Here is a 16,051-nt window from a genome sequence, read left to right on the forward strand (position 1 = left end):
GTCGCGCCCGCCCTGGCCACTGCGGGCGCGACCCGGCTGCTGGCCGCCGCCGTTCCCGCGCTGGCCGGATGCGCCGCCGACGCCGTGGCCGCCGCCGCGCGAGCCGCTGGTGCCGCCGCCGTGCTCGTGGCCAGCGACTACCGTGGCAAGGAGATCGCCGGGCGCGCCGCCGTCCTGCTTGGCTCAGCCGCCTCCAGCGACCTGGCCGACCTGCGCTTGGGTGAGGGGGGCGACGCCCTTACCGGCACCAAGCTGGTCCTATCCGGCTCCTGGACCACCACCTCCGCGCTCGCCCTGGGCGGTCCCGCCCCCGTGATCGCCGTGAGGCCCGGTGCCTACGAGGCCGCCGCCGACGGCATCGCCGAACTCACCCCCGAGGCCCTCGAGGTCGCCCCTGCGGCCGAGTCCGCGGCCGTCGAGCTCGTGGAGTCGGAGCGCTCCGCCGCCGCGGCCGGGCCCGAGCTCACCGAGGCCCGTGTCGTCGTGGTTGGCGGGCGCGGGATCGACGGCGACTTCGACCTGGTCCGCTCACTGGCCGAGCCGCTGGGCGCTGCCGTCGGCGCCACGCGCGTGGCCTGCGATGAGGGCTGGATCGAGCGCAGCGCCCAGGTGGGCCAGACCGGCGTGAGCGTCTCCCCGCGCCTGTACATCGGCCTGGGCGTCTCCGGCGCCGTGCACCACACCTCCGGCATCCAGGGCGCACAGACCATCGTGGCGGTCTGTGATGACTCCGAGGCGCCGATCTTCGAGATGGCGGACTTCGGTGTCGTCGGGGATGTGGGCGAGGTGGTCCCGCAGATGGTGGCCGAGCTCGCGCGCCTGCGGGGCTGAACCGGTTTCGGCCGCGGGGCTGGGCTGGTTCCGGCCGCGGGGTGCGCCGGCGGGGCTGCGGGCTGGGCTGGCGCGGGCTGCGGGGTGTGCCGGCGCGGGCTGCGGGCTGGGCTGGCGCGGCTGCGGGGTGTGCCGGCGCGGCTGCGGGCTGCGCTGATTCCGGCTGTGGGCTGGGCTCGACCTGACCGCAAGAGCGAGCCGACTCGACTTGCGTCCTCACCCCCGGGATACCGTCTCTCTTCCCCCAGATACCGTCTCGTCCCCGAGATACCGTCTCAGCCCGCTCTTACGCCCTCAAACTGCGAGGATGAGGCCGCAACGCCGGGGTGAGACGGTATCTCGGGGGTGAGGCCGCAACGCCGGGGTGAGACGGTATCTCGGGGGTGAGCGCACAACGGGCGCAGGCCGTCTCTGCTCGACGCGCACGTTAGGTGACGCCAGTTCACATCCCTGCTTCCTCCCGTGCAGCGCATTGCTCGACACCCGCGCGAGGCGACGGCGTGCTTTCGTCTTACGAACTCCGTCAGGCATGGGATTGGCATGGAGAGGGCGGGGCGATGAGGGGTGGCTCATCGGTGACTGCCCGCGTGGATGCGGAGCCCAAGCGCCAGGCCTCCCGGATCGCGGAGGACTCCGGCGTCGACCCGCCTCGACCACCCGCGCCTTCCACCGCCGGATGATCAGGGAGAACGTGATCCCTCTCAGGCCTGGCGGCCAGGCGCTCGACGAGGATTCCCGCGAGGCCCCGGCGGAGCCGGAGTGGATCCTCGATTCCGGCGGCGCGCTACGGCGGGTCTCATGAGGTCTTCGCCGAACTCGGGATCTGAACCCCATGCGGCGCGCCGACATGACGTCCAGGTCCCTCCGGGATGTTAATCGGCTCAAGACGCGACATGCGCCTGGAGGGCCTGCGCGAGGTGACCACCCTCGCGCCGGAGAATTCGGAGGAGCCCGCGGAGGAGCCAACAGCCGCGAGATCACCTCCCCGGATGACACCGCAGTGCCGGCGAATTCGGGTGAGCCCCGTCGCCGTCATCGCATGCATCGCTCGCGTGGGGACTGGAAAGGCTCGTACGAGTGCCATGTGGCGAACGCAGGGGATTGGCTCGTGGCCTGGCGGAGTGGGAATGACGTCGCGGTCCTCGTGCGGACAGGGACGCATGAGGAGATCGCTGCCCGACTGATCGGTGAGCCCGCGCTGGGGCTTGATGCTGCCAGCACTGGCCGCCCTCGGCGCTGGGTGCCTTTTCAGTCTGTCCTCTCTTCTGTTCCACTCCTCTTCCAGTCCTCTCGGCTTCGCGTCACCGTCTCGTCCCCGAGATACCGTCTCAGCCCGCTCTTACGCCCTCAAACTGCGAGGATGAGACCGCAACGCCGGGGTGAGACGGTATCTCGGGGGTGAGGCCGCAGGGCGCTGAGCTACCGATGTGTTGGAGCGGGGGCTCGGGCGCTTTAGGCGACGGTGGCTTGGGCGAGGACGCGCTGGCCGTCGGGCCCGCCGTAGACGACGACGGATTGGCCGGCGGCAACCCCGCGCAAGGGCTCGCTGAGCTCGACGTGGAGGGATGCGGCCTGGGTGTCCGCGGTGACGCGCGCCCGAATGGGGCGTCCGTGGGCGCGCACTTGCACGTGGGCGTCGTCCCATCCGAGTGGCCCGGGGGTGGCGACTGGATCAGTGCCCGTGTCCTCGCTTGGCCCCAGCGGCTCCGGGTCGGCCAGGAGGATGAGGCCGTCGGCGTCGAGGCTGCTGCGCTGGAGGAGCGCGGCGGGGCCGACGACGACCTCGTTGGTGGCGGGGCGGGTCTCCAGCACGTAGCGGGGCCGGCCGTCGGGGGCGGGGTGGGTGAGCCCCAGGCCCTTGCGCTGGCCCACGGTGAAGCCGAAGTAGCCGGAATGCTCGCCCAGCACCTCGCCGTCGGGCGTGATCACGTGCCCGGGGGAGGAGCCCAGGGCGCGGGTGAGGAAACCGCGGGTATCGCCGTCGGCGACGAAGCAGATGTCGTAGGAATCGGGTTTGTCGGCCACCGGCAGGCCCCGCTGCGCGGCCTCGGCGCGCACGGCGTCCTTGCTGGGGGCGTCGCCCAGGGGGAAGAGCGCGCGGGCCAGGCCCTCGCGGCCGGAGACGGCCAGGACATAGGACTGGTCCTTGGCTGTGTCCACGGCGCGCGAGAGGGTCAGGCCGGCGGTGTCGCCTGGGCGGCCGTCGCTGGCGCCGCCGCTCAGGCGCGCGTAGTGGCCGGTGGCGACGGCGTCGAAGCCGAGGGCGAGGGCGCGCTCGAGGAGGACGTCGAATTTGATGCGCTCGTTGCAGCGCACGCAGGGGTTGGGGGTGCGGCCGGCGCGGTACTCGGCGAGGAAGTCGGCGACGACGCGCTCCTCGAACTCGTCGGACAGGTCCCAGGTGTAGAAGGGGATGCCGAGGATGTCGGCGGCCCAGCGGGCGTCGGAGGCATCCTCGATGGAACAGCAGCCGCGTGAGCCGGAGCGGGTGGCCTCCCGGTCGCGGGACAGCGCCATGTGGATGGCGACGACGTCGTGCCCGGCATCGATGGCGCGCGCTGCGGCGACGGCGGAGTCGACGCCGCCGGACAGGGCGGCCAGGACGCGCATGGGGCTCCTCGGGGTGGTTGGTTGGGCAGGTTAGGCTCTGCGACTGGTCAGGGGAGTTTACGCCTGCCTGTTCCAACCGCGTCGCGGGGCGAGTCGGTTCCGCGAGGCCCGGCGCTCCACCCCAGTGGCATTGCGATGGGGCCGTGATGCCCGGCGTGGTGGACGACGGATGAACGCGGAGGTGGCAACGGCTATACTCCCGGCTGCCGGACCGTTCTCAACGAGGAGTTTCGTATGCCGTCAATCAGCCTGGATCACCTGCTCGCCGCCTGCCGCCCTGGCGGCGCGAGCGTTTTGACCTCCGTCACTCCTTTGGAACCCGCGGCCGGGCCTCACGCCTCCGTGGCGCCCGCGAAGTTCGTGGAGGGAAAGAAATCTGTATTCGCCTATGAGCGCCGCTTCTGGGAGGGGCACGCCGTTGACGCTGTGCTCATCGACTCCAAGCAGTCCCAGAACAACCGCCTGGAGGCGGCGGTCTCAGCCGCGATCGCGGACGGTGACGAGGTCCTGTCCATGATGCCGCGCATCGAGTTGCGCTTCGAGGATGGCCAGGTCTACAGCGATATCGATCTTCCGCATCGCGCCTTCGACGGGCAGATCCGCGCGGGCACCATTAACGATAAGCCGACGACGGAGAATCCCGAGTACAGGGCTCTGCGCGATGCCACGGTCTCCCATGCTCGTCCCCTCATGGAGCGCAGTCCCATGACCCTGCTGCTCGGCGGCTGGGACGCGACCCGCAAGAGCAATCAGGGACGCTACCGCTCCATCCTCGTTGGTGAGATCATAGGGATCCTCGCGGACCAGGAGGGTGAGCCTGCCGCGCACCAGTCCAAGCGTGGCGGGGCACGGATCGACCCGCTTGGCATGAGGATCGACCTCGCGGACAAGCAGCTCAAGGCCATCGCCGATACTCAGAAGGACGAGCTCTCCAAGGACACGTATGACAAGGCCAAGAAGAAGCCGTCGGTCCTCGGCCTCGGCGGGATCCCGCCGGCTCTGGAGCAACTCGGTGGCGTGACCTGCCAGGCGATCATCCGTTCCCACGTCCTGAGTTTCGCCGCCCTGCGCGCCCTGCGCTTCGACTGCGATTCCCCCAAGGGCGATGTGGCCTGCCGAGCGGTGCTCGCCGCCCTGGCCCTCAACGGCCTAGCCCGGTCCGACGCCGAGCTCCTGCTGCGAGCCAACTGCGATCTCGTTGAGTCCGGGCCCGCAGTGGTCACCCTCGATAAGCGCTACGGAGAAAAGGAGAGGGTGGACGCGCTCAGCACCACAGAGGCGCAGGACCTCCTGAAGGCCGCGCTCGACTACGCCAAGGACCGCGCCGGACTCGTCTGGGACGGCTCGGTCCTCGTCATCGACGGCAACCCCGCGGTCCTCAATGCCGCCGTCGACGACGCTCAGGACAAGTAATGGGGTCCATCGCCCTCACCGCGCGGTTCCCGCTCAGCGCGTACCACGGGCATGGCGCGGACGGCTCACCGGATCATCTGCCCTCTCCCGCCCGTCTCTTCTCCGCGCTGGTGAGCGCCGCCTGGACCTCGTCCGCGGATGGCTCGCCCACGCGGGCCGCGGGGAACGCTCTGGAATGGTTGGAGGGCAATCCGCCCACGGGACTGCGCCTGCCGCCATCCATGTCGATGACTGATCCCTCTATCCGGCGCATCGCCTACCGTGACACGGGAACCCTCAAGAAGCACTCCGCGAAGAAGGCGGGCAAGGAGATCTCCGAGGGCATCGTCTTCGACGGTGAGATCGCTTGGATCTGGGAGAGCATTCCGCCCGAGGTCCACGATGCCCTGCGGGAGCTGTGCGCCGACGTGCCCCACCTGGGTGAGGCGGACAGCCCAGTGATCCTTGAGATCGTCAACGACGTGCGGCCAACCTGGTGCCTCAACCCCCAGGCGACTGCCTTCACCGCAGGAGGCCTTCGCCTGCCGATCGCGGTCCCTGGCAGGGCCGAGGCCCTCGCTCGGGCGCATGAGGCGGCCTACCCGAGCAAGTCACCTACCAGCAAGGATGACAAGTACAAGGAAACAGAGTCAGTCGTCACCTTCCCGTCGCCATTGGACTGCCTCGCCACTGCTCATTACGAGCCGGTGGGACAAGAGGCGTCGGCAGGGGAGCCCCTCCCCTGGGGTGATGTCGTCATCTTCCTCGCCGACGACGGAAGCGGGCAGGAGATCGAGCCCTCGCGCAGGGTGGGTTGGTGCGTCGGCCTCCACAAGGCGATCATCTCCAGGATCGGTGACGGCGCTCCCGCCATGGTGACCGGCCATTACCCCGAGGGCAGGGCGGTCCCGGCGAATCGCCTGGCGATCCATTACCTGTCCGCATCCGTTCTCGCGCAGTCACTCATTGGTGGTATCGATGCGCCCGGGGCCTTCCTCATCATGCTGCCCAGGGATGTCGATCCCAGTGAAGCCGGCGTCATCCTCGGTGCTCTGGCAGGGCTGAGGTGGGTGAGGTCGCGCTGGGGCGTTGCCCGTGTCCAGCCTCTTGATGAGACCCACTCCGCCGCTTCGTTCTGGAAGGAGCCAGCACCGGGAACGGCCCGTCTGTGGTCGCCGACGCCCGCAGCGGTCCCCGAAGTGGTGCGTCAGCGCGGCGAGTGGAGCTTTGAGAATGCCATCCTGCTCTCACTCGGATTCGTCTGGCGTGATCAGCTCAAGAGCGTGGGGCGCGGTCCCCAAGGATATCGCGACCTCGTCTCCCAGGTTCGCGAACGGCGCGCCTCGGTGATGTGGTACCAACGAGTCGCCCGCCGTCCCTCCGCGTACTCCCACAAGATGCCCCAGGGAATGACCGCTCAACCCTATCGGGCGCTCATCGACGCGGGGGACCTGCTTCCCGACCGCGCCCTGATGGCCGTGGGGCAGAGCAGGCACCTCGGCGGAGGACTCCTGGCCCCGGCTGACCTGCCCGCCGAGCTCGTCCGCGACATGAGCAGGAGGAATGATGCTGAGCACTGAGGAGTTCGGGGACTTCTTCGAAGCCGTGCACGGCCCGGGGCACCGCCCGTTCTCCTGGCAGCGAGACCTGCTCGAGCACTTGGCGAGCAGTGGGGCATGGCCGGAGCAGATCGCCGCCCCGACGGGCGCGGGTAAGTCAAGCGTCATCGAAGTTCACGTCTTCGCCAACGCCCTGGCCGCCGTCGGCGCGGGCGCCCGGGTCCCCCGTCGGCTAGCCATCGTTGTCAACCGTAGGGCTCTCACTGACGCCCACGCTGAGCGCGCGAATCACATTCAGGCACTACTGGATGGCCCGACGGATTCCGCTGCCGATGTGATGGCGAGAGTCCGGGAGGCCCTCGCCAGCCTCCGCCCCGCAGGGGCGGAGAGACGGCAACCGCTGGTCGTGACCACGATGCGAGGCGCCGCGGCCACCGACCGCGGCTGGCTCAACGCCCCCGAGGCCTGCGCGGTCCTGTGCATGACCCCGGACATGTGGGGATCTAGCCTGCTGTTCCGCTCTTACGGGGCCTCCAGGCTAGCCCGCCCGAGACTCGCGGGTTTGCTCGCCCTGGACGCCGCCATCGTCTTGGACGAGGCCCATCTGAACCGCCAGCTCATCGTCACCGCGCGGCGCGTCGGTGAGCTGTGCGCTGCGGGCGCTGAGCGCATCGGCGTGCCAGCTCTCCAGGCGGTGGAGATGACCGCCACTCCACCGGGAGCGGCCGGCCGCGCCGTCGGGGTCACTCGGAGCTCGATCGCGGACGATCCCCGCTTGGCGAGCCGGGTGCTCGCGCCCAAGGGCATCCGCTACATCGAGACTGACACCTGGCCGGCCAACGGGCAAATGACGACGAAGTACCGTGACGCGGTGGTGAAGCAGGTGATTGACGCCGTCGGCCAGGCTCGGGAACTCATTCCTGACTCCCCGGATGGAGAGGATGGAGCCCATCCTCCCAGGACCATTGGCTGCGTGCTCAACCGGGTGGGCGGCGCCGTTCAGGTGGCCAAGGAACTACGGGAGAAGGGGCTCGCCTGCCAGCTATGGGTGGGGCGTATGCGCCCATGGGATCTTGAACGGCTTCGTGAGGAGGAGCCGGGGCTCTTCGGCCCGGCTGGATCTGAGCGCGTGGATGTCCTTGTGGCCACGCAGACCGTGGAGGTCGGGGTGGATCTCGACCTGGTGTCCATGGTCACTGAGCTGGCCTCCGGCAGCTCCCTCGCCCAGCGTGCGGGGCGGGTGAATCGGCTCGGCCTCCGGGATCGTGGAGACGTCATCGTCCTGGGGCCTCCTGCGGATGCCAAGGTGAAAGCAGATGCTCTCCCATACTGCAAAGAGGACCTGCTCCAAGGACGAGCATGGGTGCTCAGACGCGCGGGGACCGGTGATCTCTCGCCGCTGGCGGTCAGCGAGCACCCGCCTGAGCCGGATACTTCTCGACGCGTGCTCTATCAGCGCCCGGAGCCCTGGGACGCCGCGCTGTGGTCCAAGACTTCCATGGACCTCGTGGTGGAGCCTGAGCTCGACCTCTGGCTCCGGGATGGCCTTGAGCCAGAGGAGGGCACGGTGGGAATCGTTCTGCGTGGGCTGTCAGAATTACCGGAGGCCACCGCGGGAGAGGCGCTTGTCCGCGCGGTGCCGCCGCAGGAGCACGAGGTCTATCCGACGACGGTCGCGACGGCGCGAGCGCTGATCGAACGGCTCGCCGATGAGCAGAGCGCGCTCCTGGAGTCCGCCGTCCTGTGGCGCGACGGGGATGTCCACGCGGAATGGCAGGCGCGAATCGCCGATCCGAAGCGGGCAGATGGTCAGGCGATCGCGCGGCTGCTGCGCCCCGGGGACCTGCTCGTGATCGACGCCGCAGCGGCGATCCTCACCGAGGGCGTGGTGACGCCTGACGGGGATGAGGCTGGCGAGCCCGTCCCCGTCCCATCCTTGCGTGGTGTGGCCGCGATGATCACTGATGATGAGGAGCTCATGCGACTGTGCCAGTTGGAGGCGGAGGAGCTTGACTCGGAGTTCCCCGAGGGGGAGCGCGAGTGGCCTCCCGGCTGGGACGCTGAGAGTGGGATCGCTCCGGCGTGGCTGGTGGTGAGGGCCGAGGAGATAGTTGACGACGAGTCTGACGAGCGCTCGGCATGGTCGCGGAGCCCGCGCATTCTCCTCGCCGACCACAACGCGGCGGTGTCCGCCCGCGCTGGGGAGATAGGGGAGAGGATCGGTCTTCTTCCTTCTCCGGAATCGGCTTTGAGAGAGGCTGGGCTGTGGCACGACGCCGGCAAGGAGGATGAGCGCTTCCAGGCGTTCCTGGGGCAGGAGGATCGCCGGGATGACGCCCCTTTGGCCAAGAGTGGCGGGCGCCCCTTGAAATCCGTCCGCAGGGCGTGGGCGGACGCGGGGCTCCCGCCGGGATGGCGCCACGAGTTGGCCTCCACCGCCGCCTACTGGGGGCAGGCGCGGGCCGACGGTGAGGGGCCCGTCGATGATGGGCGCCGCGATCTTGTTGCCCGGCTGGTGGGCACGAGTCACGGACGCGGGCGCCCGACGTTCAACCACGATCCCATAACGGCTGGACCCGGTGATTCGGAGGCCTTGGAGGAGCTCGTGGGCGAAGGGGAGTGGGAGTCCCTCATCGCTCGGACGGACCGCGTATGGGGCGAGTGGGGAGCTGCCTACCTCGAGGCGCTTCTCCGCGCCGCCGACTGCTCGATCTCAGCAGAGGGGAGGTGAGGATGATGATCCTCGCCGGCGACATCACGAGTGCCCTGACGAGTTTCGCCGGGCTGGGCCTCGCTCTCATCCTTGAGGGCGACGGCGCCAAGCGGGTCCGTCTTGGCTGGACTGACGAGGCCGCGCCCCGCCTGGAGGTGAGCGCCGAGGGCTACGACGCCACCGCGATCGCCGCCGCGGTGCACCGGCATGCTTCGGGGTGCGCTGAGGAGGCCAGTTGGGTCCAAGCTGATCTCGAGGGGCCCCCGTGGGATGGGGGGAGCGCGGTCTTCAGCCCCCGTATCAAGGCGGCCAGCGTGCCCGAGCAATGGCGCGCCCTCCAACACCAGCGCCATGAGGGGATCGATCGCGAGATCTCGATGCCCGAGGCCATTGACCTGATCGGCGCGCTGGGGGAGCCCGCGTACTGGCGCTTCGCGGACAGGAGCATGAAAAAGCCAAGACCTGACGAAGGCTCGAGTCGTTGGGAGATGAAGACTCGGAACAGGGGCGAGGATTTCGTCGCCAACCGGCTCCGTCACCTCGCTGGGATCGTCTCCACCAGGACTCCTGAGGGCGTGGGCGCCGGTCTGACTGGGCAGAGGACCATCGACGAGGCCTACAAGGGGAAGCGCTCGGACGAATCTCGAACAGCGACAGGGCTCACTTGGCCGCGTTTCACTGACAGCGCTCTCGCATGGTGCGCCCTGTGGGGAATCTCCGCCTTCCCGGTGATCCATCGATTGCGCCAACCGTCTGTGACCGCAGGCGCAGTCCCAGTGGGCGAGTTCACCCCGAAGCGCTTGGTTCTCCCCGTGCTCGTCGGCCGCTTCTCCCTTGGGCGATGGAGGGCACTGCTCGTCTCGCAGCAACTCGTAGTGGCGGGGGATCCTCAGGAGAGGAGCGCGCGAGCGTGGCTGGCCTCCCACGGCGCCCGTGCCGTGCTCCAGTTTCCCTTCCAGGTCAGCGACAACTCGAGCGCTCCTGAGAGGTATCTGCGCGCGGGCAGGATCGAGGTCCTGGCATGACGTCGGATCCCATTCCGATCAGTTTGGTGGCGCACACGGCGTTCTGCCCGAGGCGCGCGTGGCTGGAGTCGGTGGGGGAGAAGACCGACACGATGCAGATGCAGGCCGGCATCGAGGCTCACCGGCGTGCCGATGACCCTTCCCAGAGCCGTCCAGCGGAGTATCGAGCCGTGAGCGTCCGCTCGGAGAGACTTGGATTGTCAGGGAGATGCGATGTCGTCGAGGGCTCCGCTGACGGGCCGCTCACCGTGGTGGAGTACAAGGCGACGCCTGTGCGCCGCCGTCCCGAGGTGACTGAGGCGAACCGCCTGCAGCTCGCCCTCCAAAGGATCTGCCTGGAGGAGATGGGGCGTGTCGTCGCCGGAACAGAGGTGTACTTCACCGGACACCGCAGACGGGTGGAGGTGGATCTCAGCGCCGCGGACCTGCTGGAAGCCGAGGAGGCAGTGGCGAGGACTCGAAGTATCATCTCGGCGGACCACGCTCCCGAGCCCCTCCAGGATGACCACCGATGCCAGTGGTGCTCTCACGAGTCGGTCTGCCTGCCGGTGGAGCACAGGTACGAGGCCTCGCGCCGTCGGGTCATCGCCGCCGCGCCTGACGCGCAGATCGTTCATGTCACCACGCCCGGATCGCGGGCATCGCTGTCCGCTGGGCGGCTGGAGGTCAAGAAGGACGGCGAGAAGCTGTTAAGCGTGCCGATCGAGCGGGTGTTGGGACTGGTCATGCATGGCAACGCGGATGTCTCATCGGCTCTGCTCCGGGAGCTGTGCTGGCGGGACCGATGCGTAGTGTGGTGCTCATGGTCCGGGCGGGTCATCGGTTGGTCCCAAGGAGCGGACTCGCCCAACGGTCTCCAGCGGGTTCAACAGCATGTGGCGAGCGCGGAGGGCCGCCTCGATATAGCCCAACAGATGGTGGCGGCGAAGATCGCCAACCAGGCCACACTCCTGCGTCGCAATGGTGATGCCGCTGAGGAGATCACCAAGATGCGCCATTTGCAGCGCTACGCCCTCGATGCCCCGTCTCTCACCGATCTTCTCGGAGTGGAAGGGGAAGCGGCGTCCCTGTACTTTGCGAAGTTCGCCACTATGCTCGAGGGGCAAGCCTCACGGTTCGCCGCGCAGCAGTGGAGGGGGCGCTACAGAAGACCCGCACCGGACCCTGTCAATGCCGCTCTCGACTACACCTACGCAATTCTCCTGGGAGAGTGCATCCGTGCCCTCGTGGCCTGCGGCCTTGACCCGCATGCGGGCTTCCTCCACTCAAGCTCCCGCAATAAGCCGGCCCTCGCCCTGGACCTCATGGAGGAGTTCCGGGCGCCCGTAGCCGATTCCGTGGTGGTTCGCGCGCTGCGCAACGGTGAGCTCAGCGAAGATGACTTCACGGCGGTGATGGGCGCATGCCGCATGACCGACCGGGGTCGCAAGCAGCTGATCGCCGCGTTCGAGAGGAGGATCGAGACCTCATTCCGGCACCCGGTTTTCGGCTACGACGTCACCTGGCGCCGCGCCATTGAGGTGCAGGCGCGTCTCGTGCTCGGGACCATTGATGGGACGCAGCGCGATTACAAGGGAGTAAGGGTGCGTTGATGCGCGATGATGTGAGGCGAGTGCTCGTCGCCTATGACGTGCCCTCCGACAAACGGCGCGGCCGAGTGGCGAAGATTCTCCTCAAGTACGGCGACCGGATCCAGTACTCAGTGTTCGTGGTGGACTCCGCGCCAGCGAAGCTCATGCGGCTGCGAGAGGAGCTGAGCGCGGCCGTTGACCCGGATGAGGACTCGATCCTGCTGTGCGACGTCGGGCCGTTGGCCTCGGTCGATGCGAAGCGCTTCACATACGTGGGCCTGACGAGGACCATCACGCCTGAGGGGCCTCTCATCGCCTGACGCGAGCGCTCCGGCGGCACGGGAGACCCGGGGGAGCGCTCGCGTGCGAGGAACGTTGATATCCCAAGGGAGGAGGGCTACGCTACCCTCCAAGCGAGGGTTCGAACCGACTTGACGTCGGCAGCGCTCGCGAAGACCCGTCAGAACCCTTGAGCGCCAGCCGATTCTAGCGGGGCTGTTGCAGTTCCTTCGGGAACTGCGCTTCATTGAGGCCGTTCAAGAGGTTGTGGTTATTCCACTCAACTCCAAGATGTTGCAGTTCCTTCGGGAACTGCGCTTCATTGAGGCGCGGCGTACCCGAGGCATGTGGGGCGCCGGGCCGCGGTTGCAGTTCCTTCGGGAACTGCGCTTCATTGAGGCTTCAGATTGCTGCTTATATCATCGGGGATGCCCTTGGGGTTGCAGTTCCTTCGGGAACTGCGCTTCATTGAGGCAGAGCACATCGCAACCATTAATCTCGCCACCGCCAACGTTGCAGTTCCTTCGGGAACTGCGCTTCATTGAGGCGTCTGCATGGCCATGGTGACCAGGCGGTAGAGCACGTTGCAGTTCCTTCGGGAACTGCGCTTCATTGAGGCGATGCGTGTGCGCACATGAAAGGAGTGCATGATGGTGTTGCAGTTCCTTCGGGAACTGCGCTTCATTGAGGCGAAGATGGCGGAATCGCCCACCTGGCAGACTCCGAAGTTGCAGTTCCTTCGGGAACTGCGCTTCATTGAGGCAGCGCGAGCTCTCCCGCATGTGGGACATGTACGCGGTTGCAGTTCCTTCGGGAACTGCGCTTCATTGAGGCCCCAGCAAGGTGGTGGGGGTCAAGCCCTTTTCTGACGGGGTTGCAGTTCCTTCGGGAACTGCGCTTCATTGAGGCGTGATCACAGCGTTGAGAGCATTGACCTGGGCAGCGGTTGCAGTTCCTTCGGGAACTGCGCTTCATTGAGGCCTGTCTCGGACGTCCTCGGCCCACTCCTGAGCGTCCTGTTGCAGTTCCTTCGGGAACTGCGCTTCATTGAGGCACCGTGTCCACGGCGACCTTGATATCACCGTCGCCCTGTTGCAGTTCCTTCGGGAACTGCGCTTCATTGAGGCTCGTAGGTCTCGCGGACGGGGATCCCAAATGTGGGGGCGTTGCAGTTCCTTCGGGAACTGCGCTTCATTGAGGCAACTGATTTGTCAGATGTTCGATTTGAGGAAACAGGTTGCAGTTCCTTCGGGAACTGCGCTTCATTGAGGCAGGTCCTCTCCCGGCGCGCCGTGCACGTAGGAGACCGCCGTTGCAGTTCCTTCGGGAACTGCGCTTCATTGAGGCACGGGGAACCTGCGTTCTCTGCTATGCGCACGCGGTTGTTGCAGTTCCTTCGGGAACTGCGCTTCATTGAGGCGGGCCTGGCGGGCCGGCAAGCGCGTCGGCCTCTACGTTGCAGTTCCTTCGGGAACTGCGCTTCATTGAGGCGGGCCTGGCGGGCCGGCAAGCGCGTCGGCCTCTACGTTGCAGTTCCTTCGGGAACTGCGCTTCATTGAGGCGAGGACCCCGCATGGCGCTCCCACGCCCAGAGCGCCTGGTGTTGCAGTTCCTTCGGGAACTGCGCTTCATTGAGGCTGGTCCGTATTCTCATGCTCGGCCCCTAGTGTTCGCGTGGTTGCAGTTCCTTCGGGAACTGCGCTTCATTGAGGCCTCGGTCAGCGAGTCATCTGGGATGCCAGCCAGGATGTTGCAGTTCCTTCGGGAACTGCGCTTCATTGAGGCTTCATCCGCCATGGGGTCCGAGGCCGGAGCCATCCCGTTGCAGTTCCTTCGGGAACTGCGCTTCATTGAGGCGAGTGGGCTAAGCGATACGGCGCCAAAGTGTCGGGTGTTGCAGTTCCTTCGGGAACTGCGCTTCATTGAGGCAGTCGCTAGTGCTGCTGGCATGACTAGTCCCGCTGTTGCAGTTCCTTCGGGAACTGCGCTTCATTGAGGCTATCAACCCACCATCAGTGGTGGGCTGAGTCCCTCGTGTTGCAGTTCCTTCGGGAACTGCGCTTCATTGAGGCGCGTAATAGGCGCTCGGGTTGCGTGCACGTTTCCTGTTGCAGTTCCTTCGGGAACTGCGCTTCATTGAGGCCTCGGGTCGTCCAGACGCTTCAGACCGTGCGTGATCACAGGTTGCAGTTCCTTCGGGAACTGCGCTTCATTGAGGCTCCAGGTTTGCCGCGATGTGGTCGTTGACCACAGCGAGTTGCAGTTCCTTCGGGAACTGCGCTTCATTGAGGCTCCTGGGTCAGGACCTGGTGCCATGCGGCGGTGTGTTGCAGTTCCTTCGGGAACTGCGCTTCATTGAGGCGGCATATTAGTTCCCTCTCCTTGTCAGCTTGAACGTTGCAGTTCCTTCGGGAACTGCGCTTCATTGAGGCGGGTAGTCATTTCCCAGGCCGTCGGCAACCATGCGTTGCAGTTCCTTCGGGAACTGCGCTTCATTGAGGCCGCCTGGTCCCTCCACAGCGGGTTGATGAAGGAGCCGTTGCAGTTCCTTCGGGAACTGCGCTTCATTGAGGCCGCCAGTGCGAGCCGCTGTACTCCTCAGCCACAGTTGCAGTTCCTTCGGGAACTGCGCTTCATTGAGGCCCTCCGCAACAAGTCAGCAACCCACCCTAATCACGGGGTTGCAGTTCCTTCGGGAACTGCGCTTCATTGAGGCGAGCGCGGCGAGGCCGCGAAGCGCAAGCAGGCCAAGCAGTTGCAGTTCCTTCGGGAACTGCGCTTCATTGAGGCGCGGTCACCCTCGCGTTGCTGTAGGTGTACACTACGTTGCAGTTCCTTCCGGAACTGCGCTTCATTGAGGCGACTACCTGCGGAGCGGCACTGTCACGTTCCAGGGTTGCAGTTCCTTCGGGAACTGCGCTTCATTGAGGCGGGCGGTTGGGGGCACTATGTCTGCTCCCAACCGCCGTTGCAGTTCCTTCCGGAACTGCGCTTCATTGAGGTTATCCCATTAGGGGAGGGTGGGTGCGTCACCCGTATTGAGGTTGGGAATGGGCGGGGTGTTGGCCCGCTCGGCTGGAGTTCTTAGGGTGGTCTGGAACGTGTTGTCGACTTCCTGCTTGACGTTCAGGTCGTTTCCCTCGAATGGCGTCTTGACGTCGATTCCGATGCCCTGGTGGACCTTTTCTCCCGGGCGCTCAGCCGCGGCGTCATAAAAGGTTCCGAGCGCATGGTTGCTGGCCGCCATCAGGTCTTGTCTGGGTTCAGGCGCCACCGGTGAAACCCACGTTGGGTAGCCGCAGGAGTCGGTCGGCTCAGGGGCGTGCCGACTGACGACGTCCAGTGCCGCATGCGGATAACCGACCCAACGGTCAGGCCGGACGCGCCCCCACTCCAGCGGGAAACCTCAATGAGTATGTGAGTGCAAACATGATCCTACTAAGAGGGCGCCGCTATTGTTGGTGTTATCTGGTAGTGAGTGCGTTACGATTCGCTTGCCCTTGAACCCAAGAAGAATGTGCCAAGTGGATGACGATGAGGCGGGCGCGATTTTGTGGTTTTGAAAGATGCTTATGGGGGATGGGGGTCATGAATCCCGAGCGTCGTGACTGGCGGAAGGAAGAGAAGACTCAAGAGAGCGCGCAGGCCCATTGCGACGTGCAGCGTCCTGGATGCGGGGTCATGGAAGACTGCTTGCGCGCACAGCCACAACCCGCTGATCAACAGTGAGATAGTGAGGTCCGCGCACGCCAATAGGCCAGCGGTGCTGGCGATTAACGCTCGTATTCGTGGTGCGTGCTGGTTGATCGTAGACGCATCAGCCCGTGGCTCGATCCTCATGACCGCGAGTCCGTCCACGCGTTGCTGGAGCATCCCCGCATGCACAGGGCGCGCGGGTGGGTCAGGTCGGGGTGGTCTCCGCCCGCTGCCGTGCCCAGGTCGCCAGGAGTTGGCGCATCCACTGGGGCCTGGGCGCCTGGTCGGGCTCCCATGGCGGGGGCGGGTAGGTCCCCGGGGCGGCGGTGGCGAAGGGTGGGGGTGGCACGACGGTCGGTGAGGGGTCCTGGATCC

Annotated in this window: 10 protein-coding genes and 1 CRISPR repeat array; of the genes, 8 read left to right on the plus strand and 2 right to left on the minus strand. The window is 66.6% G+C overall.

Annotated features, from left to right (window positions below):
* Positions 1-831 (plus strand): electron transfer flavoprotein subunit alpha/FixB family protein (locus GVV76_RS10000; protein WP_159626791.1); only part of this gene is annotated, 831 nt, incomplete at its 5' end.
* Positions 832-1,870: 1,039 nt separating this feature from the next.
* Complete coding sequence (locus tag GVV76_RS10005) at positions 1,871-2,233, plus strand: type II toxin-antitoxin system RelE/ParE family toxin (RefSeq protein ID WP_236263400.1); 363 nt, start codon at positions 1,871-1,873, stop codon at positions 2,231-2,233.
* Positions 2,234-2,283: 50 nt separating this feature from the next.
* On the opposite strand, the gene mnmA is transcribed toward GVV76_RS10005, so the two are convergent.
* Positions 2,284-3,441, minus strand: coding sequence for a tRNA 2-thiouridine(34) synthase MnmA (mnmA, locus tag GVV76_RS10010; RefSeq protein WP_159626793.1), 1,158 nt, complete (start codon positions 3,439-3,441; stop codon positions 2,284-2,286).
* Positions 3,442-3,675: 234 nt separating this feature from the next.
* Between mnmA and cas7g the strand changes: the two genes are divergently transcribed.
* Genes cas7g through cas2 form a run of 6 tightly spaced genes read left to right on the plus strand, consistent with a single transcriptional unit; the run spans position 3,676 to position 12,021 of the window.
* The gene (gene cas7g, locus GVV76_RS10015; protein WP_159626796.1) at positions 3,676-4,854 is read left to right on the plus strand and encodes a type I-G CRISPR-associated RAMP protein Csb1/Cas7g; all 1,179 of its coding nucleotides are present in this window, start codon (positions 3,676-3,678) and stop codon (positions 4,852-4,854) included.
* Entirely contained in the window at positions 4,854-6,413 is a 1,560-nt protein-coding gene (gene csb2 / locus GVV76_RS10020; protein ID WP_159626798.1) for a type I-G CRISPR-associated protein Csb2, read from the plus strand. The genes cas7g and csb2 overlap by 1 nt, the downstream gene beginning before the upstream one ends.
* The gene (gene cas3g, locus GVV76_RS10025) at positions 6,400-9,123 is read left to right on the plus strand and encodes a type I-G CRISPR-associated helicase/endonuclease Cas3g (RefSeq protein WP_159626800.1); all 2,724 of its coding nucleotides are present in this window, start codon (positions 6,400-6,402) and stop codon (positions 9,121-9,123) included. The genes csb2 and cas3g overlap by 14 nt, the downstream gene beginning before the upstream one ends.
* A gap of 2 nt (positions 9,124-9,125) precedes the next feature.
* Complete coding sequence (locus GVV76_RS10030) at positions 9,126-10,130, plus strand: hypothetical protein (RefSeq protein WP_159626802.1); 1,005 nt, start codon at positions 9,126-9,128, stop codon at positions 10,128-10,130.
* Positions 10,127-11,722: a CRISPR-associated endonuclease Cas1 gene (gene cas1, locus GVV76_RS10035; protein ID WP_159626804.1), complete on the plus strand. Its 1,596-nt coding sequence runs from the start codon at positions 10,127-10,129 to the stop codon at positions 11,720-11,722. Before GVV76_RS10030 ends, cas1 begins: the two co-directional genes overlap by 4 nt.
* Positions 11,722-12,021: a CRISPR-associated endonuclease Cas2 gene (gene cas2 / locus GVV76_RS10040; RefSeq protein ID WP_235905670.1), complete on the plus strand. Its 300-nt coding sequence runs from the start codon at positions 11,722-11,724 to the stop codon at positions 12,019-12,021. The genes cas1 and cas2 overlap by 1 nt, the downstream gene beginning before the upstream one ends.
* A 177-nt stretch (positions 12,022-12,198) precedes the next feature.
* Positions 12,199-14,983: direct repeats of the CRISPR family, unit length 36 nt; unit sequence GTTGCAGTTCCTTCGGGAACTGCGCTTCATTGAGGC.
* Between the two features lie 7 nt (positions 14,984-14,990).
* Here cas2 and GVV76_RS10045 read toward each other — a convergent pair.
* On the minus strand, positions 14,991-15,227 hold the full coding sequence (locus GVV76_RS10045; RefSeq protein WP_159626806.1) for a hypothetical protein: 237 nt from the start codon (positions 15,225-15,227) through the stop codon (positions 14,991-14,993).
* Positions 15,228-16,051 lie beyond the last annotated feature (824 nt).

It is taken from the genome of Actinomyces sp. zg296, from assembly GCF_009829695.1.
Classification (GTDB): Bacteria; Actinomycetota; Actinomycetes; order Actinomycetales; family Actinomycetaceae; genus Actinomyces; species Actinomyces marmotae.

Excerpts from the sequence above, each read along its gene's own strand:
- GVV76_RS10005 (WP_236263400.1), top strand. The coding sequence starts at position 1,871 with ATGCATCGCTCGCGTGGGGACTGGAAAGGCTCGTACGAGTGCCATGTG.
- mnmA (WP_159626793.1), bottom strand. The coding sequence starts at position 3,441 with ATGCGCGTCCTGGCCGCCCTGTCCGGCGGCGTCGACTCCGCCGTCGCC.
- cas7g (WP_159626796.1), top strand. The coding sequence starts at position 3,676 with ATGCCGTCAATCAGCCTGGATCACCTGCTCGCCGCCTGCCGCCCTGGC.
- csb2 (WP_159626798.1), top strand. The coding sequence starts at position 4,854 with ATGGGGTCCATCGCCCTCACCGCGCGGTTCCCGCTCAGCGCGTACCAC.
- cas3g (WP_159626800.1), top strand. The coding sequence starts at position 6,400 with ATGCTGAGCACTGAGGAGTTCGGGGACTTCTTCGAAGCCGTGCACGGC.
- GVV76_RS10030 (WP_159626802.1), top strand. The coding sequence starts at position 9,126 with ATGATGATCCTCGCCGGCGACATCACGAGTGCCCTGACGAGTTTCGCC.
- cas1 (WP_159626804.1), top strand. The coding sequence starts at position 10,127 with ATGACGTCGGATCCCATTCCGATCAGTTTGGTGGCGCACACGGCGTTC.
- cas2 (WP_235905670.1), top strand. The coding sequence starts at position 11,722 with ATGCGCGATGATGTGAGGCGAGTGCTCGTCGCCTATGACGTGCCCTCC.
- GVV76_RS10045 (WP_159626806.1), bottom strand. The coding sequence starts at position 15,227 with ATGGCGGCCAGCAACCATGCGCTCGGAACCTTTTATGACGCCGCGGCT.